This window comes from Amycolatopsis sp. NPDC054798 (assembly GCF_053611505.1).
Map to the genome: position 1 here is coordinate 112,468 of NZ_JBSHAM010000014.1, position 22,603 is coordinate 135,070.

Genomic DNA, 22,603 nt, shown 5'->3' on the forward strand with positions numbered 1-22,603 from the left:
TGCCGGTCGGCACTGGATCTAGAATCTCCTTGCGTCGCGGCGAAAACCGCATGCACAGCTGCCAGGAAGAACCGAGCGGGACAGCTCAGAAAAAGGTGAGGATCGGCGCACTGGCTCCGCGGTTCCAGGTGATGGCGCCGTGCTGGAAGCGCTGGGTCCAGCCGGTGCTGGTGGTTTGCTCGTCAGTGGTGGGGAAGCCGAAACGGCCTTGTTCCCAGCCGTTCTGGCGCCAGGTTTGCCGGATCGAGCCCTGGACAGCGTGGGCCTGGCCGGTTTGCTCGCTGTAGTAGACCGAGGCGTTGGCGGGGCCGTTCGGGTCCTTGAAGCCGGCGTCGGTGGGCTGGCCGAAATGCACGTAGGACCCGGCTCCGTTGGGACCTTGCGGATTGGGGGTCGGGGCGAGCCCGGTGAGGGGGTGGGAGAACCAGGCTTCGCGGCCGAGTGCGACCCACTTTTCCCAGACGGGCCCGTAGAGAGCGCGCGCATCGTCGCCGGGACCGGCTTCGGGCGTCCAGTAGATGGCCCCGCCGCCGGCGGGGTTGCCGGTGAAGTCGGCGTGCATGATCTCGCCGCCGAGAGCCTGGCTGGTGGCCGGGTAGCCCAGCGGACCGGCGGGTCCGCCGGTTTTCAGGTAGCGCGCGTAGAGCGGGCCGTAGATCGCGTGGGCGCCGCCGGTCGCGGTGTAGTAGATCGCGCCGGCCTCGTACTGCTGGATCCAGCCGAGGCGTTCGGGGGCTTCGGCGGCCGCCGGGTTGGCGCGCTGCACGTGGCCGTAGGGGCTGCCGAGGAAGAATTCGGCCGCTTCGTCGGTCGCCAGCCGCTGCCGTTCGGCGGTGACCGCGGCGTAGCCTTTCGCCGTCGCGGCGCTGATGAGCCGCAGCGCGGACGCGGCGGTGCCCTCTTTGCCCGCCCCGACGGAGGTCCAGCCGCCCAGGTCGATGTCGACCGCGCCCGCCTTTCCGGCGTCGTCGATGAGCGTGACGGTGATCGGGTGGGCGGCGTCGCCGGACAGCAGGTAGGCGCCGGGCACGTCCACCGCGTATTCCCCGAAGTCGTCCGGGATCTCGAAGCACACCGGCCGCCCGTCGCCCGACGACGACTTCACCCGCACCACGTCGGTCCGCCCGGCGCAGCTCACCGGCTCCAGCGGCACCGGGTCCGCGGCCGCCGCCACGCCCGGCAAGCTCAGCCCGGCCAGGACGCACGCGGCGATCACGCCGGTCCGAAACACGCGCACCATCAATTCCCCCTCGTAGAACCAGCATCGTGAACCGGCGTGCCCGAAATCGCGGGCTCCGTGCCGCGAGATCGCGGCAACGCCGGTACGACATCCTAAACGCTCCGAAACCGGCTCAAGCGGGAAGAGGTCTTTCGTTATTTTCGCCGGAAAACAATTTTCTCGGCCATCCGGAAGATCGGGTAATTGCCAACAGTGGAAAAGTTGTTGTCCCGTACCATGTCCTGGCTGTCGAGTATGACGCACGTCACAAACCTGCGTGATCCACTTGTCTCGATGCTTACTATTCGTCCCGTCCGGAACCGGGGGCCGGAAATCTCTTTGCCACGGCGTGCTCGACGTATCTCAGCGCGGCGTGAATTTCTCATGCGCGAAATCTGTGCGCGTGTTTCCGTGTTTCCGAGGGGGATGGGCAAGTGCGGACTTCAGGGACGGGTCGTGCCGTGCGCGGGGGCGCGGCGGCGCGGGTGGTGGCGGCAGCGCTGGCGCTGGCGGTGACGGCGGGCCTGACGGGCGCGCCTGCGGCGTCCGCGGATCCCGCTCCGGTCACCGCGCCGGTCGTGTCGGATCGGGAGAAGGTGCTCGCGGTGTGGCGGGACGGCGGCCCGGCGGTGCGCGTCGCGGCGGGTGCGGCGCTGACCGGCACGGACGCGCAGCTGAAGACGTTCCTGGACACGGGGCAGGCCGCTGCGGACCTTCAGGACGCGCGGGCGCAGGTCGAGCAGATCGCCGCTGGGGGCGGCCCCGCGGTGCGCGAGGACGCCGGGAGAGCCCTGGCGGGTTCGGCGCAGGACCTGAGGACGTTCCTGGACTCCGGGTGGCGGGGCGGGTATCAGCGTGACCTGCGCGTCCAGGTGGAGCAGGTCCGCGCGGGGGCGGCGGAGGGCACCGAGGTGCGCCGCCGCGCCGACACGGCTCTGTCCCAGGGCAGCGTCGAGGCGCTGCGGGGATTCCTGGACAGGGAACGGCCTATCGCCGAGAACATCGACGTGGACATGCGGGTAGCCCGGTTGCTGGATGCCGCGCCGCGGGGATCCGCGGTCTACCAGGCGATCCAGGTCGCGTTGGACGGGACGCCGGAGGAGGAGCGGGAGTTCCTGGACTTCGGGTACGCGCTCGCGGTCGCCCGGGACAACGAACTGCTCTCGGTGAAGACCTTGGCCGAGCAGGCGCAGTGGGCTCGGCAGCAGGCAGCTGAGCAGACCGCGGTGGCGAAGGATTCCTCCGCCCGCGCGGTCAAGCTCGCCGACGCAGCCGCTTGGGCCGCCGACCAGGCCGGGTGGACCTCCGGGAACGCGGAGCAGCAGGCGGGGCAGGCCAGCGAGCAAGCGGCCCGCGCCGCTGATTTGGCCGGCCGGGCCGCGCAGGCGACCCAGCAGGCCGTGGCCTCGTCCAAGGCTGCCGCAGCCGCCGCGCGCACGGCGGTGTCGGCGGCCTCGCGCGCCGCCGCCGCGGCTGCGGTCGCGTCTCGCGCGGCAGGGAAAGCCGCGCGCGCCGCAGCGGCTGCGGCGGGAGACGCGCGCAAGGCTGCCGATGCCCGCGCCGCCGCGAACGCCGCGCGCGACGCCGCTGCCGGAGCCCGTACCTCCGCCGAGGCTGGGCGCGCCGCAGGGGACGCGGCGATCCAGGCGGGCCTCGCCGCGTCCGCCGCCGCCGGAGCCGGGGAAAAGGCCGCCGCTGCCGCAGCGGCGTCGGCGAATGCTGCCCGCTGGGCCGGGGCCGCCAACGCGCACTACCGGCAGGCGGCGCGAGCCGCGGCCCGCGCGCAGGCCGAGGCTGTGCACGCCCGCGCGGCAGCCAACACCGCGACCAACCTGGCCTCGCAGGCCGACAACGCCGCCCGCATGGCTGCCTACAACGCCGACAACGCCGCCGACTTCGCCGAATCGTCGGCGAGTCAGGCCGAAGCAGCGGCGGCCCACGCCAGCGACGCCGCCGCGGCCGCGCAGGCCACCGTCACCGCCGCGAAGGCAGCCACCGCCGCCGCTGACAACGCCCGCGACGCCGCGGACAAAGCCCAGGCCATCGCAGACAAGGCACGGCAAGCGGAAGCCGCCCTGCTGACCGGCGAACACGACCAGAAACTCGCTCTCGCCCGCGCGGCGGCCGACCAGCCGAACGCCGAGCATCCCGACGACCCCGCCAGCGACAACCCCGCCGCCGGGCCCGAAACCGGCCGCTGGGACTCCGAGACGCAGAAACTGCTCGCCGCGGCCCGCGACCCGCACGCCACCCAGGCGGCACGGGCAGGCCTGACTAGGCAGGCCGCGCTGCGGCTGGCCGAGAACCCCGCCACCGGCCCCTGGACCCGGACGGTCGCCGAAACCGCGCTCGGCGGCACCGACGCCGAGGCCGAACTGGTCGCCTACGCCGGTCTCGGCGCAGCCGCCGAGGCCGACGACCGGGACCGGATCGCGATGCTCGCCGACCCCGGCACCGTCGTTCCCGACGCCGGCGACCCCGACAAGCTCAGGGCGGCAGCGGCGAGCGCGGCGGCCGGGACGATCGAGCAGATCCGGAGCTTCCTCGCCGATCCCACCTATCCCGGCCGCGACACCGACGACCAGAACGCCGCCCGGGCCGTGCTGGACACCGCCCGCACCGCGGGACAGCAGGCCCTCGTCGACGCCGCGACCGCGGCGCTCGCCGGGAACGCGGCCGACGTGCGGGCCCTGCTCTCGCGCACCCAGGCGTACCGGCAGCAGCGGGACGACGTCCTCGCGGTCGCCCGCATCGGGGCTCAGGCGCGTACCGACAAACTGCAGAACCTCGGCGACGCCGCAGAGGAAGCCCTCGCCGGTCCCGCGACCGGGGTCCGGGACTTCCTCGACCGCGGCCAGCACCTCGCCCTCGCGAAAGACCAGGTGACCGCTGCGCACATCGCGAGTGTCGAGCATTTCCTGACTCTGGCCCGCGAAGCCGCCGCGCTCGCCGCGGGCGACGCCGCCGACGCTTGGAACGCCGTCCCCGCCGCACTGGCCGCCGCCAACAAGGCTGCGGAACAAGCACAGCGCGCCCGCGTCTACGCCGACCAGGCCGCCGGCTTCACCGCGCAAGCCCGTGCCGCCGCCCAGCGCGCCTCCGACTCCGCCAACCAGGCCGCCGAGTCCTCGCGGAAAGCCCGCGCGGCCGCCGACCAAGCCAACAATTCCCAGACCACCGCCACTGCTGCGGCGCAGCGTGCCTACCGCTTCGCCGCCACCGCACGTGTTTCCGCGCAGCAGGCCGCTCTTTCCGCTTCGCGCGCCGCCATCTCGGCAGCCGATGCCGCCCACGATGCCGCCGAAGCCCGGGACGCCGCCGACGCCGCTTACCGCATCTACTACGCGAAGGTCGCCGCCGAAGTCCGGCTCAACCGAGCCAACCCCGAGGAACACACCACCGACGGCAGCGCCGCGGACGACCTCGCCCAGCCCGCGCTCGGGCACGACCTGTCCGACGAACGCTACGAAGCCCTGCGCGGCCTCGGCTACACCGGCTCGCGCCGCTTCACCTGGCAAGAAGCCCTCGAGTTCGCTTCCCGCGGCCCCTGGCCGCAGGCCGAAGTCTGCTACGCCCTCGGCGGCACCGCCGACGAATGCCGCCCCGACGGTCCCCTCGGCGGCTTCGCGGGCTTCATCTACGACTATTTCCTCTCCGACATCAAGGCCTGCGCCCTGATGGACGCTAAAGCCTGCACCATGATGGCTGCCGGGGCGGCCGGCCGCGGAGCCAAGATCATCCGCGAAGCAGGCAAGATCGGCGAAGGAGCCGCCCGCGTCACCCTGCCCAAGATCGGCGAGAAACCGCGAAAAGTGGTCAACAGCGAGGTGCGGCATCTCGGCGACGACGAGCGATGGAGACGGGGCGGATTCCCGGACGAGAAAACCGCACGAGAAGCGGTGCAGGGGCTCGGAAAGTCGATCGAAGGCAACGGCTTCCCCACTGGGACCATCACCGACACTTCCCGCGTCGACCGCTTGCTGGTCCCGCTGAACGACAAGACCTACGCTGTCTACCAGATCAAACCGAACGGAAACGCCGTCTTCAAAACCATCCTGATCAAGCGAGGGTAAGTGACCGCAGGACAGACGAAGCCTCCGCCGACCGCGTTCTGGCGGTTCGGCTCCGACGGCGAACGCCGTGTCGTGCGCGACGTGCTGTACCGCCGATTCCCCCGCTTGGCCAGCCTGCTCGCCGACAGCTTCGACACGGTGCTCGCCCGCGACGTCGCGGGCCCGGGAAACCTCGGCGGCGAGAACGACGTCGTCCTCGAGACGATCGTTCTTCTCGCTGAGGCCAACGGGAATCTCGGCCGCGTGCCCGCCGGACAGCTCCACGACATCGTCGGCGAAGCCATGGCCCGCAGCCTCGGCCACGCCCCCGAACCCAGCTCTGTGCAGGAGGCGGCGAAGCTGATCAGCGCGGCGGCGGAGGCTGTCGACTGGGAAGCCCTTGTTTGGGCGGCGACTGATTTCGACGGCGGAGCGCTCCCGGAGGACATCCGGTCGCGCAGCGCCCCTTTCTGGGCGTTGCTGAATACGCCGGAAGAATACGCGGCAGTGAAGGCGGTGTTGAACCGGCAATTCGCGCAGACTGCCGCGATCTTGTCGCATTGCCTGGAACAGGCCGACCTTCAGGACATCGTCTACCCCGGCCAGACGCCGGAATACCCCGATGTCGTGCGGGAGATGCTGGTATTGCTGTCGGACGTGCTGGCCGACCTCGGCCAGGTGCCCGCGGAACGGCTCGAGCACGTCCTGCGCGAAGCGGATGCGCGCTGTTTCGGCGAGCTGCCCGAGGAATCTCGGGTCCGCCGCGCGGTCGACCTCGTCATCGCCGAACACGCGGCGAGCGAGGGCGGATGAGCCGGAGGCCGAATCCGACGAGCGCCCAGCCGAGCCGCCGCCGCACTGCGGAGTAGCTGCGGCAGCACGCGCTCATCGAAGAACTCCGTGCCCGGGCGCCCCGGTTCGTGCCGGCGGGTCGGCGCTGGCCGTCCGGACGGGAACGGCAGTCCGGACCGTGGAACGAGACACCGCCCGCCTGACTGCGGCGGGCGTGCCGATCGACGTGAGGCGCGGCCGTGGCGGCGGCTACCGGATCGACGCGCGGCAGCAGCTGCCTCCGGTGGCGCTCACCCCGGGCGAGGCTTCGGCGCTCATCGCGTCGCTGGTCGCGGTCGGGCCTTACGTCTCCGCCTCCGCGCAGACCGCACTGTCGAAGCTGCTCGACGCGCTCATGAGAACCTGATCCTCTTGCCTCAAGATCGGGTCCGCGCAGTTGCGTCGCAGACCCGGACGGCACCTGTGATTTAGCTGATTGCGGCGATCTTCTCCCCGACCCGGCTGGCGTCCTCGTCGCGGTGCTGGGATCGAAACAGGTGAAGAGCTTGTTGCCATGCGTCGTGGGCCGCTGCCCTGTCGCGCGTTTCGTAGACGTCTCCGAGGAGGTCAAGCGCGGCGGCTTCGGACGCGGCGTCGCCGAGTGTTCGGTAGATGGAAAGCGATTCTTGGCACGTGTCGATCGCACGTTCACAATTGCCGGTGTGGTGGGCGATGTAGCCCAGACGGAGCAATGCGGTCGCTTCGCCGCTGTGATCGTTCTGGTTTCGGCATTGCTCGAGGGCTTGGGTGCAGTGCTGGTGTGCCTGGTCGTAATCGCCGAGTTTCGCGGTGTACCAGCCGATTTCGTTGAGAGCGTGAGCGCTGCTGGCGACCGCGCCGACATCTTTGTACAAGCGGAAAGCGCGTTCGGAGTGGCCCAGCGCTGTCCGGTTGTCGCCACGCTGTTCCCAGGCGACTGCCAGCGCGCGATGGGTGTGGGCCTCGCCCAGCCGGTCCTTGTGTGCGTGTGCCCAGGCGATGCCTTGATCCAGGTAACGGAGGGCGTCGTCGTGGTGGCCCAGCTGCGCTGCGGCGCGGCCGCAGTGGCGGTAGGCACGAGTGCGCAGACGAACATCGGCCAGGTGTTCGGACGCAGCCAGCCCTGCTTCCCAGGCCGTCAGGTTGTCCTGGAAGTGACCCTGCCGGAGCTGGAAAGTGGTCAGGGTCCAGGCGAGCTGCCATACCGCGGAGCACCAGCGCCGTTTCCAGGCCAGCTGCAGCGCGGCCATCAGGTTGCCCTGCTCAGCGGTGAGCCAGGCCCAGGCATCGTCGCGGCCGGCGAATTCCCGAGGTACGCACCCGTCGTCGAGGCCGTCGAGTTCGATGGGGGCGTGGCCGGGCGCGATGAGCCGGTCGGCGGCGTGCGCGGTGTGGCAGAAGAAGGTCACCAGGCGGCGCAGGGCTGGGTCTGTTTTGGAGGGCTCGGCCTTCCGTGAGGCGTAGAGTCGGACCAGGTCGTGCATCCGGTAGCGCGGGAAAGCATGCTCGATGAGCGACACGCGTTCGAGCGACCGCAGGATCGCGAGTGTTTCGTGCTCCGGCTTGCCCGCGAGGCTGGCCGCGGTGGGCACACTGATGTCGGAGCCGGGTGCGTTGCCGAGCAGCGTGAACAAGGTGGCCTGTTCCGAGGTAAGCGCCTGGTAGGACCAGGACAGTACCGCGTCCAGGCTGCTGCTCGAGCCTTCGTCGAGGGCTTGCAGCCGGGTGGCGGTGTCGCTCAGTTCTGCGGCCAGATCTGCGAGCGGAATATCCGGATCGAGGAGTGCCCTGCTCGCGACGATGCCCAGTGCCAGCGGCAGCCCGGCACAGCAGCGCACCAGTTCGGCCACGGCAGCAGGTTCCGCCGCCAGCCGGTCGGCGTCCAGCCGGCGGGCCAGCAGCGCAAGGGACTGGTGGTCGTCGAGCGCATCGACGGTGACCGGGCGGGCGCTGTGCCGGGTGAGCAGGCCGGCCATCCGGTCCCGGCTGGTGACCAGCACCGTGCACCGGGCACCGCCGGGAAGCAGAGGGAAGACGTGCTCGCTGTCGCGGGCATTGTCGAGCACGATGAGCATCCGCCGCTCGGCCACCAGGCTGCGGTACAGCGCTGCCTGCGCTGACGGTTCCGCGGGAAGGCCGTCCGGTGCTACGCCGAGGGCGTCGAGAAAACCGCGTACCGCCTCGTAAGGCGGCATCGGGTCGTTGTCGGGGCCGAAGCCGCGCAGGTCGACGAACAGCTGCCCGTCGGGGAAACGATCCTGGTGCCGGTGCGCCCAGTGCAACGCCAGCCACGTCTTCCCGATCCCGCCGGAACCGGCCAGCGTGGAGATCACCACCGTGGAACCCTGCTCGGAGGCACCGTCGAGCGCCGTCGTCAGCTGACCCAGCTCGGCTTCGCGTCCGGTGAACGTCTGGGGGGCTGCCGGGAGCTGCCGCGGCGCCGTCGACGGGCGACCCGCCCGGTGAACGGTGATGGAATCGACGTGCAGTGCTTGGACAACGTTGCCCGACGCGTCGCCGCTGATCGAATTTCGCCCCTCGTAGGTCCCCGCCATGTCCGTCATTCTGCCGGACCGCTCCCCGCGGCCTGCGCAGCGCGGCAGGACGGCGCGGCGGAGGTCCGTGGGAAATCAGGTGCGCGGGAATTGCTGCTGAAGCCAGGCCGTGACGGCTTTGACGGTGGAGTAGCCGTGCTCGCGCAGAATGTCGACGATGTCGCGGCCGCACACCAGCGCGACGGGGTGCTGGTCGTCGCGGATCTCTTCCTGGAGTTGCCGGTTGAAATAGGACGTCGTGACGAGCACGCCGAAGTTGCGGTGACGAAGACGTGAGATGAGGCGGCTTCCTTCGCGAACGCCTACTGAGTTGCTGGTGGCGTAGCACTTGGCTTCGAGTGCGAAGTCGATGGCGATCCGGTCGGCAGCCGGGCCGATGTGGTACTCGCCGACGGCGTCGCGTCCGCCGTCGCGGCTGGGGCGGGTGGCGTCGCATCGCCCAGTGGCGGGCGCGATGAGCCGCCAGAGCGCAATCGCACACGCCTCGAAGTCGTGCGGACGGCCCTGGAAGTATTCGTAGACGGCGGTGAGAATCGCTTTGCCGTCGCGGTCTTGCGGGAGCTGGGCGTCGTGACTGCGGATTGCTGATGTGGCCGGTGCGGTAAGCGGGGTGTATGCGCGTCCCTGCACCCAGGAACTCCATTGCGGCGGGCAGCCTCCGTCGAGCGGATCTCCGCCGTCCGCGAGGTGACGGAGCCAGGTCCGGGGGATGACCGCGCAGTCCAGGACAGTGAAGCGGGCGCGATAATTCTGGAACCGTTGCCCTCGGGTGGTGCGCCAGATTGCTTGGAGTTCGTCGTCCAAGGTCAGCGCCGGTCCGCCGGGCGCGAGCAGTCCGCGGAACCGTACGGCGCGGCCGGGTCCTGCCTTTTCGAACAGCAGGAACGGCGGAACGGCTTGCCGCTGCTCGGGAGGGCCGTGCGAGGCGTTGAACGCCTCTCGGAGCAGCAGATTCCCGCCGCGGCTGGTGTTGTGCAGCTCGTGGCCGGGCTTGCGGTTGTCCCCGTAGTAGGTGAACAGTCCGGTCTGGAGGTCGAGAGCGTCCGGCCAGTCGACCTGGTGCCCGGTCGTGTAGAGGACCGCCAAGCGGACGACGCCTTTGCGGGGCGAGCCGACGTACCGGAATCCGCCCTGGTTGCCCACACCGGGAACGAGCTTGGCGATCGGGTCGTCGCTGACGTTCCCCCTGGTTCCGCCCGGGTACCAGGCGTCGACCACCAGGTCTGCCGAGCCGAGATCCTCGAACTTCGCGACTGGTTCGGTGATCGCCGACGGTTCTGCCGCGGTCAGAACGGCCCCCTTTCCGTTGAGCGTGCAAGTTGCCCGGGCGCAGGGTATCGGGCAATCGGCGGCGGAGTGCTGTGCGACGCACCGAGCGGAGTGTGCGTGAGGTTCGGTGCGGCTGCTGCCAGGCATGACCTCACCCGGCCCGCTCGCGCGCGGTCGGCGATGAACACTTCCGGCGGCTCCGGCGAATATCCGATGTGACCAGGGCTGAGCGGTACGCCGCGGCAAGCGGGGCGGACGGTGACGATCGACCGGACTTGTGCGGGGGCGACCTTCACTCGGTCTTCCAGAACCTGTTCGACAGACACGCCCGAGACGTGCGCCGGTATCTGGCCAGCCGCGCCGGGCCGTCCGTGGCCGACGATCTGGTCAGCGACACGTTCCTGACCGCGTTGCAGCGGCGGGCCAGTTACGACCCGGCACGGGCCAGCGCCCGCGCCTGGCTGTTCGGCATCGCCACCAACCTGCTGCGCCGCCACGCCCGGACCGAAAGCCGGTACTTGCGGGCGGCCGCCCACGACGAGCACGGCGCGCCGGTCGCCCAAGGCCATGCCGATCGGGTGGCCGACTTGGTCGACGCTCAGGCCAGGGTCCGGGGACTGGCCGCCGCGCTGGCCGGTCTCGCCCCGGGGGACCGGGACGTGCTGCTGCTGACCAGCTGGGGAGAGCTGGACGCCAGCGAAATCGGAGCGGTGCTCGGCATTCCCGCGGGCACTGTCCGTTCGCGGCTGCACCGGGTCAGGCGGCTGCTTCGAGCCCAAGCCGAACCCAGGGCGCCGCACAGCCCGGAAGGAGAGCGCACCGATGACTGAGGACAACGTCCGTCGCTTGTGGACGAACGAAGAGCTGGACGAGGCGCTGTGCTTGCTGCGCGCGAAGGAACTCCCCGGTCAGGAGCCCTTGGCCGCCGCCAACGAAGCCCTGCTGAACGCAGTGCGGTCCATAGAGGGAAAGGACGCTGCCGCGCCTGGAATCACTCCGCTGACCGAGGTCAAGGGAAAGCCGGTGTCTCCCACCGGGCGGCGCTGGCGGATCGGTGCCGCCGCCGCGGCTCTCGTGATGACGGTCGGCGCCACGGCGGCGATCACGCGAGCCGACCTCGGCGACCACTCGGCCCCATCGTCGGCAGCCGCGCCGCGGGTGCGGTTCGTGTCGGTGCAGCAGGCACTGAAGAGCGCCGCCGACAAGATCCGCGTTGCCGGCGAGGATCCCATCCCTGCGGGCAAGTTTCGCTATATCGCGACCCGCACCTGGCTCCTGTGGAACGACAGCCGGATCCCGGCCGCCTTCTCCGGCGAACGGCTGACGCAAACCTGGCAGCCCAGCGAATTCGCCGGGCAATGGCTGCTCAGAACCGCGCCCACCGGGAACCGGAAATGGCTCGTCGGCGACGAGCGAGCGCTCAAGACCGCCACCGAGCGGATCGAGCGAAACCGCGATGCCGACCTCCGCGAATACTGGCCGAGCGGCGAATGGCGAGCCGCGAACGGAAAGTTTCCCGCCAAAGCCATGGCCGTCGTCGGCCGGTGCGACGACGAATGGGGCGCACCTACCGAACGGCAGCTGGACGAGCTGCCGCGCGATCCGCGGAAACTGTACGACTTGATGGCGGCCGACCTTTCGGTGGTGAACAAACCCAAGCTCGGCGGGGTGCTGAACCTCGCCGCGCAACTGCTCAAAACCGGCACCCTGCCTGCCGACCTCAAGGAGTCGCTTTACCGCGCGGTGGCCAAGATCCCCGGTCTCAAGGTGACCGAGCAGGCGGCCAACCTCGACGGCCGTACCGGTGTCGCGCTGGGCGTGGACCCCGTCGACGGCACTTTCCGGATGGAAATCATCGTCGACCCCGTTACCGGGGAATTCATCGGGGAACGCCGGACGCAGCTCAAGCCGGTGGAAAACGACATCACGACCGCGGGCGTCAAACCCGGAACCGTGACCTTTTCCAGTTCGGTGCGAACCGCTGTCGCCGACGAACAGGGAGTTGTCCCGCCAGGGTATTGACCCGCCGATCGGCCCGAAATGTTTCCCCATTCTCCGGAAACCCGGAGATCACCTCACGAGGGAGCACTGATGACAGCACGGAGACGGTTGACTGCCGTAGCGCTGGCCATGGCCTGCGCGGCGGCGACCTTGACTGCCGCGCCCGGCCAAGCGGCCGAAGCGCCGCCAGCGGCGGGAGGCGGTGTCAGCCACCAGGTCACGTTGATCACCGGTGACCAGGTCAGCGCGCGCAGGGACGCGCACGGCCGCTGGTCCTTGGCCATGCCGGACGACGCCCGTTCCGGACGCACGCCGTACGTCCAGTTCGGGACACGGCACGGGAACAGCGCCGACTCGTATCTGATGCCGGTCTCCGCCATTCCTCTCGTCGAAGCGGGCCGACTCGACCGGGAACTGTTCAACATCACCGGGTTGATCCGCCAGGGTTACGACGACGCTGCCACCAGCACGCTGCCTCTGCTGGCCGAGTACGCCGACGGCGCGACCGCCCGCTCAGCCGCACCGTCCGGCGCCCAGCGCGGCCGCAGCTTCGACCAGCTCGGCTACACCGAACTCGCCGAGTCCAAAAAGGACGCCAAGACGTTCTGGGCGGGGCTGAGCGCGGGCGGACCGGCCGCGCTCTCCGGCGGGCCGAGCAAGATCTGGCTCAACAGCAAGGTGCGCGCCTCGCTGGACCAAAGCGTGCCGCAGATCGGCGCGCCCGCGGCGTGGCAAGCCGGCTACACCGGCAAGGGCGTCACCGTGGCGATCCTGGACACCGGAGTGGACGCCGAGCACCCCGACCTGGCCGGGAAAGTCGCGCTGAGCAAGGACTTCAGCGGCAAGGGCAGCGTGGCCGACGGCAACGGGCACGGCACGCACGTCGCCTCCATCGTCACCGGCTCCGGCGCGGCCTCGGGCGGCAAGTACAAAGGGGTCGCCCCGGACGTCAAGCTGGCTATCGGCAAGGTGATGAACGACGGCGGCTCGGGCCGCGAATCCGACATCATCGCCGGGATGGAGTGGGCCGCGCGCGAGGCCAAGGCGAAGGTTGTCAACCTGAGCCTCGGCACCGAGCCCACCGACGGCACCGATCCCGCCGCGCAGGCGGTCAACAAGCTGAGCAGCCAGTACGGCACGCTGTTCGTGGTCGCGGCCGGCAACTCGGGCCAGGATGAGGGAGTGAGTTCCCCGGCCACGGCCGATGCGGCGCTGGCGGTGGGCAGCGTGACCAAATCCGACGCGCTGTCCCCGTTCTCCGACCGCGGCCCGCGCGTCGGCGACGGCGCGGTGAAGCCGGAAATCGGCGCCCCGGGCAGCGACATCGTGGCCGCGCGCGCCAAGGGAACCGCACTGGGCACGCCGGTGGACGAGCATTACACTACGCTCTCCGGCACCTCGATGGCCACTCCGCACACCGCGGGAGCGGCCGCGATCCTGGCGCAGCAGCATCCTGAGTGGACCGGCGAACAACTCAAGGCCGGACTGGTCGGCACGGCGAAAGAACTGCCCGGGATCGGCGTGCAGGCCCTCGGCAGCGGACGGCTCGACGTCTCCGCTGCGGTGACCCAGGCCGTGCGGTCCGAGCCCGCGACGGTGAACACCGTCGTGCGGTGGTCCGGCAAGACCGACAAGCGCACGGTTGCTTACACCAACTCCGGCACCGCTCCGATCACGCTGAACCTGGCTTTCTCCTTGGCGGACAAGCAAGGGCAGCCGTCCGCCGCGAACCTGGCGAAGCTCTCGGCGAACTCGATCACCGTGCCTGCGGGCGGGAAGTCCACTGTGGACATCACGTTCACCTCGAAGACCGGCAAACCCGGCACCTACACGGGGCTGCTGCTGGCCGGCACCGCGGACGGCAAGGCCCAGGTGCGCACCCCGGTCGGAGTGAAGGACGAGCCGGAGCTGTACGACCTTTCGGTGAACATGCTGGGCAGAGACGGCAAAGCCCCCGGCGCGCAGGACTACCAGACCTCCGTTGCCGTCAACGTCCGCACCGGAGCGAGCTTCTTCGGGTATGCCGGAAAGCCGCTGCGGGTGCCGCCGGGGGAGTACACCCTGAGCGCGGGGCTCACGAGCCGCAGGCCGGACGCGCCGGTGGAGATCACCGCGTTCGCCAACCCCAGTCTCAAGGTGACCCGCACAGCGACGGTGTCCTTCGATGCCCGCCAGGCCAAGCCGGTGACGATCCGCACGGATCAGACGGGGGCCCTCGACGGCGGTCTGGGCGCCCGGCTCGAAACCCGCCCCGAGGGACCGCGCGAGCCGGTGTCGCTCTCGCTGGCCGCGGGTGCGCAATTCCAGCGGCTCTATGCCTATTCCACCCCGGGCGCGAGTTCGAAGTACTTCCGCTTCACCGAGGACATGCGGCTCTACCAGCCGTGGATGGAATTCACCGCGGAAGGGACGAGCCCGTTCGCCGTGGACGCGGGCTTCACCCCGTTCTCCGACCGCGTTCCGCCGTCCGCTCAGCGGCTGGGCGTCGTTTACGGCGGCACCGGCTCTGAGGCTGATCTGTCCAAAGTGGATGCCAAGGATAAATTGGTGGTGCTCGACCTTCCGGACGGCATTCTCGTTACTGAGGCAGGCAAGCGCATCGACAACGTGAAGGCGGCTGGCGGGCGTCTCGCGGCCTTCCGCCTCGTTGACGCCGGTGCCGCGGCCAGGCTGGTCGGCACCGCGCCCGACAAGTGGTCGTTGCCGACGTTGCAGCTGGACGGATACACCGCCGACCGCTTCGTCGCACTGGCCAAGGCCGGCGGGCTGACCTCCTCGCTGACCGTGCGGGACCGCAGCGACTACCAGTACGACCTGTACTACCCGTCGCAGGGCAGCATCCCCGCCGATCCGTCGCACGACGCGAAGGCAGCGGACGTGGCCGAGGTGACCATGGCCTACCACGGCTACGCCAAGGAATTCCTCCCGATGGTGTACCCGATCGCGGTGGGACCGGAAGGGGAGATCAACCGGGGCGCGCAGAGCGCCGCACCGCAGTCCGAGCAACGGCGTTACTTCACGCCGGGCGACTGGCGGTTCCAGGTGCAGGGCGTCGATTTCAGCGGTGACTACCCTCGCGAAGGCGGCACGCTTGTCGAGGGACAGCGCTCCCTGGCGGCGGGCAGTTCCTCCCGCACCGACTGGAACGCCGCGGTCATCGGCCCCTCCTTCGCCGGGCCGACCGGGACGGGCCGCCCGTGGGTGTGGCGGACCAAGGACTGGGCTCTCGACGTCACGCTGCCGGTGTTCTCCGACGCCGCCGGGCACGGCAGCAGCGCGGACTACACCAAGGAACTGGACCGGGGAACGACTTCGGCCTACCTGGACGGTCAGCTGCTCGGCACCCAGAACTCCCCGGGCCGCGGGGTTTTCCAGGCCCCGGCGCGGTACGGCACGTACCGGATCACCGCGGACGTGACCAGGGACCAGCCGTGGTGGCCCGTTTCCACCAAGTTCAGCGGCGAGTGGACCGTCGCCCCGACACTGGCGGCGGACGGCCCGCTGGGCATGCTCGCGGTCGGGTTCGCCCCGCCTGCGGACCTGCGCAACATGGTGCCGGGCGGCAAGGAGATCAGCTTCCCGGTGACCGTGACCCGGCAGGACTCGCCGCCGAAGGTCACCGCGCTGTCGGTGGAGATCTCCTACGACGACGGTGCCACCTGGCAACCGGTCGAGGTGGCTTCGGATGGTCCTAAGTGGACGGCCAAGGTCCGCCATCCGGCGAGCGGGTTCGCCTCGTTGCGGGCGAAGGCGGTTGATGACAAGGGCAACGCGGTGAATCAGACGGTGATCCGGGCTTATCAGATCGGGTGAGCGGGGCGGGGGTTCGTCCAGCTGGGCGAACCCCCGTACGCGGCTGCCTCGGACGCGGCTGCCCCGCACGCGGCTGCTCCGCATCCGCTCGCCCCGCACGCGGCTGCTCCGCATCCGCTCGCCCCGCACGCGGCTGCCCCGGGTCCGGTGCTCCGCATCCGGTCACTCCGCGTCCTGCTGCCCTGCACCCGGTCGCCCCGCATCCGGTTGCCCCCGCACGTGGCCGCCCTCGGCACCCGGTCGTGCCCCATCCGGTTGGCCCCCCGCACGCGGTTGCCCCGCATCCGGCTGCCCCGGCCACCCCCCTCCCTGGCCGCCCGAGGTGAGCGCCGCCCGCACCCTCCGCCCCGGGTCTAACCCAGCGCCGCCGCGAAGCTCACTCCGGAATCTCGCCCATGGAACGGCACAGCCTGCGCAACAGATCGGCCAGTTCGCGCTGCTCCTTGCCGCTCAGGCCGCTCACCAGCGTCTCCTGGGCGGCCAGTTCCGCGGCGACCGCCTCGTCGACGAGAGCCAGTCCGGCGGGGGTGAGCCGGATCAGCGCCGTGCGGCGGTTTTCCGGGTTCTGCCTGCGGTCGGCCAGCCCGGCGGCCACCAGCCGGTCCAGGCGGCTGGTCATCGTGCTGTTGCCCGCCAGCATCCAGCGCGCGATCTCGGACAGCGTCAGCTCGTACGGCGGCCCGGCCCGCCGCAGGGTGGCGAGGATGTCCAGATCGGCGTGGAGCACGCCGTAGTCCTTCAGCGTCTCGTCGAGGCGGCGGGTGACCCGGCGCGCGATCCGTGTCAGCCGGGCCAGCACCGACAGCGGGGCCGGGTCGAGGTCCGGGCGTTGCGCGCGCCATTGGTCCAGGACGTCGTCGACGAAGTCACGCTCCATCCTCGTACTCTACAATGACGGACATTACGACCTCGTACCTTTCGGCTCCGCAGCGAAGGAGGGGAAGATGCCCGGAGTGATCGTCGTCGGCGGCGGGCCGGTCGGCATGCTGCTGGCCACGGAACTCGGCAGGCACGGCGTACCCGCCACGGTCGTCGAAAAACTCACTGCCACCCACGACGAACCACGCGCGGGCACCCTGCACGCGCGTACCGCACAGTCGTTGCTGCGCCGCGGTTATCTGCCCGAGCCGAACCCGCCGCGCGATCCGGGAGCCGTCGTCGAGGTCCCGTTCCATTTCGGCGGACGTCCGGTGCTGACGCTGGAATCGCCCGCTCTCGAGGGCGCGCCGATGGTCGGCCAGGCGCAGTCCGACATCGAGCGTTTCTTCGAGGCGAAGGCCCGCGAACTCGGCGTCACGATCCTGCGCGGCCACCGGGTCACCGGGATCCGGGACGACGGCGGCCAGGTCAGCGTGTCTACCGACCATGGCGAACTCGCCGCCGCCTACGTCGTGGGCTGCGACGGCGCCCGCAGCGTGGTCCGCGAGGCGGCGGGGTTCGCCGGGACCACCCATCCGGCCACGTTCGCCGGGCTTCTCGGCCTGGCCAGGCTGGACGATCCCGCGCGGGTGCCGCCCGGCTGGACGCAGGGGCCGACCGGCTGGACGCTGATCAATGTCAACCCGTCCGGGCACAGCCGGATCCTCACTCACGAGTTCACCGAGCCGCTGCCGGAACGCGGAGCCCCGGCGGGGATCGAGGACCTGCGGGCGGCCGCCTCGCGCATTCTCGGCCGCGACGTGCCGATGTCCGACGCGACGTTCGTCGGCCGGTTCAGCGACTTCACGCGGCTGGCCGACCGCTACCGCCGCGGCAGGCTCCTGCTCGCCGGCGACGCGGCCCACGTGCACGCCCCGCTCGGCGGGCAGGGGCTCAACCTCGGCCTGCAGGACGCGTTCAACCTCGGCTGGAAGCTCGCCATGGTCGTCGCGGGCACGGCTCCGGACGAACTGCTGGACACCTATCACACGGAACGGCATCCGGTCGCCGAAGCGGTCGTCGAGAACACCCGTGCCCAGGCCGCGCTGATGCGCCCGGGCCCGGAGTTCGAGCCGTTGCGCGCACTGGTCGCCGACCTGCTGTCCACTTCGGACGGCAACCGGCTGCTCAGCGACCGGATCAGCGCGCAGGGCGTGCGGTACGGCGACGGCCGCGGCATGGCGGGGGAGTTCCTGCCGAATTTCCCGCTCGGCGAGCGGACGGTCGCCGAAGTGCTGCACCGGGGGCGTCCCGTGCTGTTGCTCGGCCCGGGCACAGCCGGTTTCGCCGACGCGGCGGCGGGGTGGAAGGACGGCGTCGACGTCGTCGCGCACGACGAGGACCTCGGCGAACCGGCGATCCTGCTGCGCCCGGACGGCTATGTCGCGTGGGCGGGGCAGGACGCGGAGCGGCTCGCCGAGGCCCTCGCCGCGTGGTTCGGCCCGCGCTAGGCCGGGCGCACCGACTGGCGGTGCCGGAACACGTCTTCCGGATCCCATCGCGCCTTCGCCCGCCGCAACCGCGCGTAGTTGTTTTTGAAGTACAAGTCGTGCCACGGAACCCCGGAGGTATTCCAGTCCGGATCGGAGAGATCCGCGTCCGGGTAGTTGATATAGCACCCGTCGGCCACCTCGCCCGGCACCGGAACTCCGCCGGTGTCCGCGTACATCGCGCGGTAGAAGTCCCGCACCCAGCCGATGTTCGCCGCGTCGGCGTCCGCAGTGGACCAGAAAGCCTGATACAGCAGCTTGAACGTGCTGTCGCGCTGAGCCACCGCGGTCGCGGCCGGGTCGACGGCCGAGATCGCGCCGCCGTAGGAGAACGCGACGAGCATCGTGTCCGGGTTGGTCACGTCCGGCCGGGTCAGGTACTCGTAGGCGGTCCGCAGCTGCGGCTCCGGGAGCGTGCTCCGGACGTAGGCCGACTTGTGCTCGCCGCGCAGCGTCGGGTCGGTGAGCACTGGCGTGTTCGTGCCGAGGAACCGCGTCGCCCGCAGCCAAGGAAGCCGCCGCGGGCGCGCCAGCCCCGGCATCGGGCCGAACTCGCCGGCCCGCGCGAACCCGGTCGTCGCCAGTTCGCCGAGAACGCGCGAAAGGTACTCGCTCAGCACCCGGTCCGCGTTCGCCGCACCGGCGTCGATCTGCGCCACCAGGCCGACCGTTCCGTTGCAGCGATGGTTCAGCATCAGCAGGCTCGACAGCTCCGCGCCGGGCGAGTCCGGCGCGCGGTGCTCGTGGTGCCAGCGCGCGTAGCCGCCGAGCAGCCGGGCGAACCGCTGCTCGTCGAGCTCGGCCCACGGCACCGACAACGCCGTGACGAGCACTTCGGGCGGCGGCTGCACCAGCGGCTCCCGGAACAGGAACCGGGTCACCACGCCGAACGAGCCGCCGCCACCCCCAGTGTGTGCCCAGAACAGGTCGGCCTCGGGCCCGGACGAATCGCGGGTGACCACAATGGTCCGGCCGTCGGCCAGCACGACCTCGACGCCGTACAGATGGTCGACGGTAAGGCCGTCCCGCCGCGACAGCAGGCCGTAGCCGCCGCCGGTGATGTGCCCTCCCGCGCCGACCGAATAGCAGATCCCGCCGGGGATCGTCACGCCCCAGCGTCGGTACAGCTGTTCGTAGACGTCCTGCAGCCGCGCCCCGGCCCCGACGGAGTAGACGCCGTCCGCGTAGTCCACTTCGGACAGTCCGCTAAGGTCGAGGAGCTCGTCGACCCCCTCGCGGTGGACGAAATCCTCGAAACAGTGGCCGCCGCTGCGGATCGCGAGCCGCCCGTGCGCGCCGGAGACCGCCGAAGCGACCTCCTCGGCGGTCCCCGGCAGGTGCACCGACGACGGTTTCGCGGTGTAGCGCTGGTTGATCCCGGCCGTGAAGTCCGCGTAGCGCGGGTCCTCCGGCCCGATGACGCGTCCGGTCATGGCTCCTCCCGGAAGGGGAGGCCGGGACGGCAGCCGTCCCGGCCTCCGCTCAGAGGTCCCCGGCGAGCTTGCCGCCGACGCCCCAGTGGTCCTTTTCGACGTCGGTGACGATCACCGTGACCGCGGCTTCGGGGCACTTCGCGAGCCGCGAAACGGTGCCCGTCACTTCTTCGACGAGCTCGCGGCGTTCGGCCTCACCGGCCCCCTTCCACCAGTTCACGTGCACGACCGGCATCGTCGTTCACCTCCTTTCCGGTCCGTCGGTCCAGACCCGCCGCGCCGAGCGCGACGACCAGCGAGGCCACGGCCAGCCCGGCGCCGATCCAGCTCGGCGAGAGCAGCCCGGCCCCCGCGCTGAGCCCGATGCCGCCGAGCCACGGGCCGAGCGCGTTCCCGACGTTGAACGCCGAGATGTTGCTCGTGCTCGCCAGGGTCGGCGCGCCTTCGGTCTCGTTCATCACCCGGGTCTGCAGCGCCGGGTTGATCAGGAAGCTGCCGACCCCGAACAGGAACAGCGTCGCGATCATGGCCGGTTTGCTGTGCGCGGCAAGGGAAAACGCGCCGAGCATCACCGCGAGCAGCAGCAGGCCCGCGCACAGCGTGCCCATCAGCGAGCGGTCGGCGAGCTTGCCGCCGAGCACGCTGCCGAGGAACGTGCCGACGCCGAACAGCGCCAGCAGCGGCGGCACCATCCCGGAGGAGAACCCGGTGAGGTCGGTCAGCAAGGGCGCGATGTAGGTGTAGGCGGTGTAGAGCGCGGCCTGGCTGAGCGTGGTCGTGCCCAGCGCCAGCCACACCTTGGGGTTGCGGAACGCGGCCAGTTCGTGGCGCAGGCCCAGATGGCCCGCCCGCGGCTGGTGCGGCACCAGCGCGACGACGCCGACGAGATCGACGATCCCGAGTACGGCGACCGCGAGGAAGGTCGCGCGCCAGCCGAAGTGCTGGCCGACGAACGTGCCGAGCGGAACCCCGGCGATGGTGGCGATGGTCAGTCCGCCGAACATGATCGCGATGGCCCGGGCGCGTTTGCCCGGCTCGACCAGGTTCGCGGCCACCACCGCGCCGATGCCGAAGAACGAGCCGTGCGCGACGGCGGTGACCACGCGGGCGGCCATCAGCACGCCGAACGACGGCGCGGCCGCGGCGAGCACCTCGCCCGCGATGAACACCGCGAGCAGCGCGACGAGCGCCGTTTTGCGCGGCACCTTGGTGGTCGCGGCGGTGATCAGCGGCGCGCCGATGACGACGCCGACGGCGAACAGCGAGATGAGCAGCCCGGCCTGCGGCAGGGTGACGCCGAACGCGCCGGACAGTTCCGGCAGCAGGCCGGCGATCATGAACTCGGTCGTGCCCAGGCTGAACACCGTCAGCCCGAGCACGAACAGGGCGATGGGCATCGTTGCTCCCGGAGGGTCGGGCGATGGTCAGGACTCGAGCGCGGCCAGTCCGGCCTCGGCGATCTTGACGTCGTCGGTCCAGTGGGCCCCCGAGACGCCGATCGCGCCGACGAGTTCCCCGCCGACCATGATCGGCAGCCCGCCGCCCATGCCGACCAGGCGGTCGATCGCCGTGGGCGCGGCGGTCCGCAGCACCGGGTCGGCGTCGAGCACCTCGGACCACTTCTGCGTCGGCATCGCCGAGGACGCCGCGGTGTAGGCCTTGTCCTGCGCGACCTGCACGGCGTTGAGCTTCGCGCCGTCCTGGCGCAGGAACGCCTTCAGATTGCCGCCTTCGTCCACCACCGCGAGGGCGAACCGCTTGTCGGTCGCCTTCGCGGCCTCGTCGGCGGCGCGGACGATCTTCCAGGCCAGCTCGTCGCTGACGGACGACCGGCGCTGCACGTGAGGCATGAGAACTCTCCTTGTCTGGCGAGTGCGGGTTTTCTTTTCGGAACCGCCGGCCGCGGGAGGGTGCGTACCGGGACCGGTCGCATACGGACCGCATCCGGCGGTCGCTTCGACCGTAGCAAATCTGGAACGATCAGCAAACAATCGATCATTCCTGGTGGGCATCGAGCACGCAGAATCCTTGATATAGCGCGAAAAGTGTCGACTCGGAGAGTTTATAATTGACTGATCAGTACATATTGGTGGCGTGATTGTTGACCTCTCGTTCCAGAGTTCTTAGACTGGGGGCATGCCCCGAGTTCGCGAGTTCGACACCGACGAGGTGATCCAGAAGGCCATGGAGGTCTTCTGGCGCAAGGGCTACGAAGCCACCTCGATCCAGGATCTCGCCGAGGCGACCGGGCTCGGCCGCGGTTCGCTGTACGCGGCGTTCGAGAGCAAGCACGGCCTCTACGAGCGCGCGCTCCAGCGGTACGTCCGGCAGACCACGGACGCCACCCGCGAATCGCTGATGCAGCGGGTGCCGATCCGCCAGGTGATGCGCGACCTGCTGCTCGGCCGGATCGACGACGCGCTGAAGGAACCCGGCCGGCCGGGCTGCCTGCTCGTCATGGCGATCACCGAACGGGTGCCGCACGACGACGCGGCCAACCGGATCGTGTGCGACGCGATCGCGGCGCTGCAGGACTCCTTCTACGGAACGCTGCACCTGGCCCGCAGCATGGGCGAACTGCCGCCGGGGGCCGATATCCCGGCGTTGTCGAATTTCCTGGTGACCATGATTCAGGGGCTGCGCGTGATGAGCGCGGTCTGCCGCGACAAGACGTTGCTGGGCCAGGTTGTCGACACCGCGCTGAACGCCATTCCGGAATAGCCGGAGTTTCTTGCCGCCGAGGCGATCATCTCAGGAGATGGTCGCCTCTTTTCGTGCGAAAAGAAGACAGCCGGCGCGCGACCGGTTCTCTTCCGGTCTTGCCCAAGGCATGCCGGAAAGTGGTGGCTCCGGCTCGCCCGGCCCGCTGGTCTCAGGGAAGCGCTCGACTGTCTCTTGTGTCCATTGGCGGGTCAATGTTCTTGCACCGCAACGGATTCCAGAAATACCGCTGTCCTGTTCCGGATTGACCGTGCTTCAAACTGTGGCAACGGTCACACGGAAATTCTGCGCTGTCTTTTCGCCGTTACCCGCACTCCGGTGG

16 protein-coding genes are annotated in these 22,603 nt (G+C 70.3%); 8 read left to right on the plus strand and 8 right to left on the minus strand.

What is annotated here, in order from left to right; genetic code table 11:
- Positions 1-85: 85 nt before the first annotated feature.
- Positions 86-1,240, minus strand: a complete 1,155-nt coding sequence (locus ACWGIC_RS12200) for an LGFP repeat-containing protein (RefSeq protein WP_452075941.1) — start codon at positions 1,238-1,240, stop codon at positions 86-88.
- Between the two features lie 440 nt (positions 1,241-1,680).
- On the opposite strand from ACWGIC_RS12200, the gene ACWGIC_RS12205 reads away from it, so the two are divergent.
- The 3 genes from ACWGIC_RS12205 to ACWGIC_RS12215 all read left to right on the plus strand — a co-directional run bounded on the left by ACWGIC_RS12205 (position 1,681) and on the right by ACWGIC_RS12215 (position 6,469).
- Complete coding sequence (locus ACWGIC_RS12205) at positions 1,681-5,292, plus strand: ALF repeat-containing protein (RefSeq protein WP_452075942.1); 3,612 nt, start codon at positions 1,681-1,683, stop codon at positions 5,290-5,292.
- Complete coding sequence (locus tag ACWGIC_RS12210) at positions 5,293-6,084, plus strand: hypothetical protein (RefSeq protein WP_452075943.1); 792 nt, start codon at positions 5,293-5,295, stop codon at positions 6,082-6,084. It abuts the gene before it with no gap.
- Positions 6,085-6,241: 157 nt separating this feature from the next.
- A complete protein-coding gene (locus tag ACWGIC_RS12215; RefSeq protein ID WP_452075944.1) occupies positions 6,242-6,469 on the plus strand; it encodes a hypothetical protein in 228 nt (75 codons plus the stop codon).
- Between the two features lie 61 nt (positions 6,470-6,530).
- On the opposite strand, the gene ACWGIC_RS12220 is transcribed toward ACWGIC_RS12215, so the two are convergent.
- Entirely contained in the window at positions 6,531-8,636 is a 2,106-nt protein-coding gene (locus ACWGIC_RS12220) for an ATP-binding protein (RefSeq protein ID WP_452075945.1), read from the minus strand.
- Positions 8,637-8,711: 75 nt separating this feature from the next.
- Positions 8,712-10,052, minus strand: coding sequence for a restriction endonuclease (locus ACWGIC_RS12225; RefSeq protein WP_452075946.1), 1,341 nt, complete (start codon positions 10,050-10,052; stop codon positions 8,712-8,714).
- 68 nt (positions 10,053-10,120) lie between these two features.
- Between ACWGIC_RS12225 and ACWGIC_RS12230 the strand changes: the two genes are divergently transcribed.
- The 3 genes from ACWGIC_RS12230 to ACWGIC_RS12240 all read left to right on the plus strand — a co-directional run bounded on the left by ACWGIC_RS12230 (position 10,121) and on the right by ACWGIC_RS12240 (position 15,719).
- A complete protein-coding gene (locus ACWGIC_RS12230; protein WP_452075947.1) occupies positions 10,121-10,735 on the plus strand; it encodes an RNA polymerase sigma factor in 615 nt (204 codons plus the stop codon).
- On the plus strand, positions 10,728-11,927 hold the full coding sequence (locus ACWGIC_RS12235) for a CU044_5270 family protein (RefSeq protein ID WP_452075948.1): 1,200 nt from the start codon (positions 10,728-10,730) through the stop codon (positions 11,925-11,927). The genes ACWGIC_RS12230 and ACWGIC_RS12235 overlap by 8 nt, the downstream gene beginning before the upstream one ends.
- Positions 11,928-11,996: 69 nt before the next feature.
- Positions 11,997-15,719 (plus strand): S8 family serine peptidase, encoded by a 3,723-nt coding sequence (locus ACWGIC_RS12240; protein WP_452075949.1) that lies wholly within the window; start codon positions 11,997-11,999, stop codon positions 15,717-15,719.
- Between the two features lie 376 nt (positions 15,720-16,095).
- On the opposite strand, the gene ACWGIC_RS12245 is transcribed toward ACWGIC_RS12240, so the two are convergent.
- Complete coding sequence (locus ACWGIC_RS12245; protein WP_452075950.1) at positions 16,096-16,596, minus strand: MarR family winged helix-turn-helix transcriptional regulator; 501 nt, start codon at positions 16,594-16,596, stop codon at positions 16,096-16,098.
- A gap of 67 nt (positions 16,597-16,663) precedes the next feature.
- Here ACWGIC_RS12245 and ACWGIC_RS12250 point away from each other — a divergent pair, with 67 nt between their 5' ends.
- Complete coding sequence (locus ACWGIC_RS12250; RefSeq protein ID WP_452075951.1) at positions 16,664-18,088, plus strand: FAD-dependent monooxygenase; 1,425 nt, start codon at positions 16,664-16,666, stop codon at positions 18,086-18,088.
- On the opposite strand, the gene ACWGIC_RS12255 is transcribed toward ACWGIC_RS12250, so the two are convergent.
- The 4 genes from ACWGIC_RS12255 to ACWGIC_RS12270 are packed head-to-tail and all read right to left on the minus strand — an operon-like array spanning position 18,085 to position 21,410.
- Entirely contained in the window at positions 18,085-19,560 is a 1,476-nt protein-coding gene (locus ACWGIC_RS12255; protein ID WP_452075952.1) for an FAD-binding oxidoreductase, read from the minus strand. The genes ACWGIC_RS12250 and ACWGIC_RS12255 overlap by 4 nt on opposite strands.
- 49 nt (positions 19,561-19,609) lie before the next feature.
- The gene (locus tag ACWGIC_RS12260) at positions 19,610-19,795 is read right to left on the minus strand and encodes a tautomerase family protein (protein WP_452075953.1); all 186 of its coding nucleotides are present in this window, start codon (positions 19,793-19,795) and stop codon (positions 19,610-19,612) included.
- The gene (locus tag ACWGIC_RS12265) at positions 19,755-20,957 is read right to left on the minus strand and encodes a Cmx/CmrA family chloramphenicol efflux MFS transporter (RefSeq protein ID WP_452075954.1); all 1,203 of its coding nucleotides are present in this window, start codon (positions 20,955-20,957) and stop codon (positions 19,755-19,757) included. Before ACWGIC_RS12265 ends, ACWGIC_RS12260 begins: the two co-directional genes overlap by 41 nt.
- A 27-nt stretch (positions 20,958-20,984) precedes the next feature.
- Positions 20,985-21,410, minus strand: a complete 426-nt coding sequence (locus ACWGIC_RS12270; protein ID WP_452075955.1) for a GlcG/HbpS family heme-binding protein — start codon at positions 21,408-21,410, stop codon at positions 20,985-20,987.
- Positions 21,411-21,696: 286 nt separating this feature from the next.
- On the opposite strand from ACWGIC_RS12270, the gene ACWGIC_RS12275 reads away from it, so the two are divergent.
- Entirely contained in the window at positions 21,697-22,281 is a 585-nt protein-coding gene (locus ACWGIC_RS12275) for a TetR/AcrR family transcriptional regulator (RefSeq protein ID WP_452075956.1), read from the plus strand.
- Positions 22,282-22,603 lie beyond the last annotated feature (322 nt).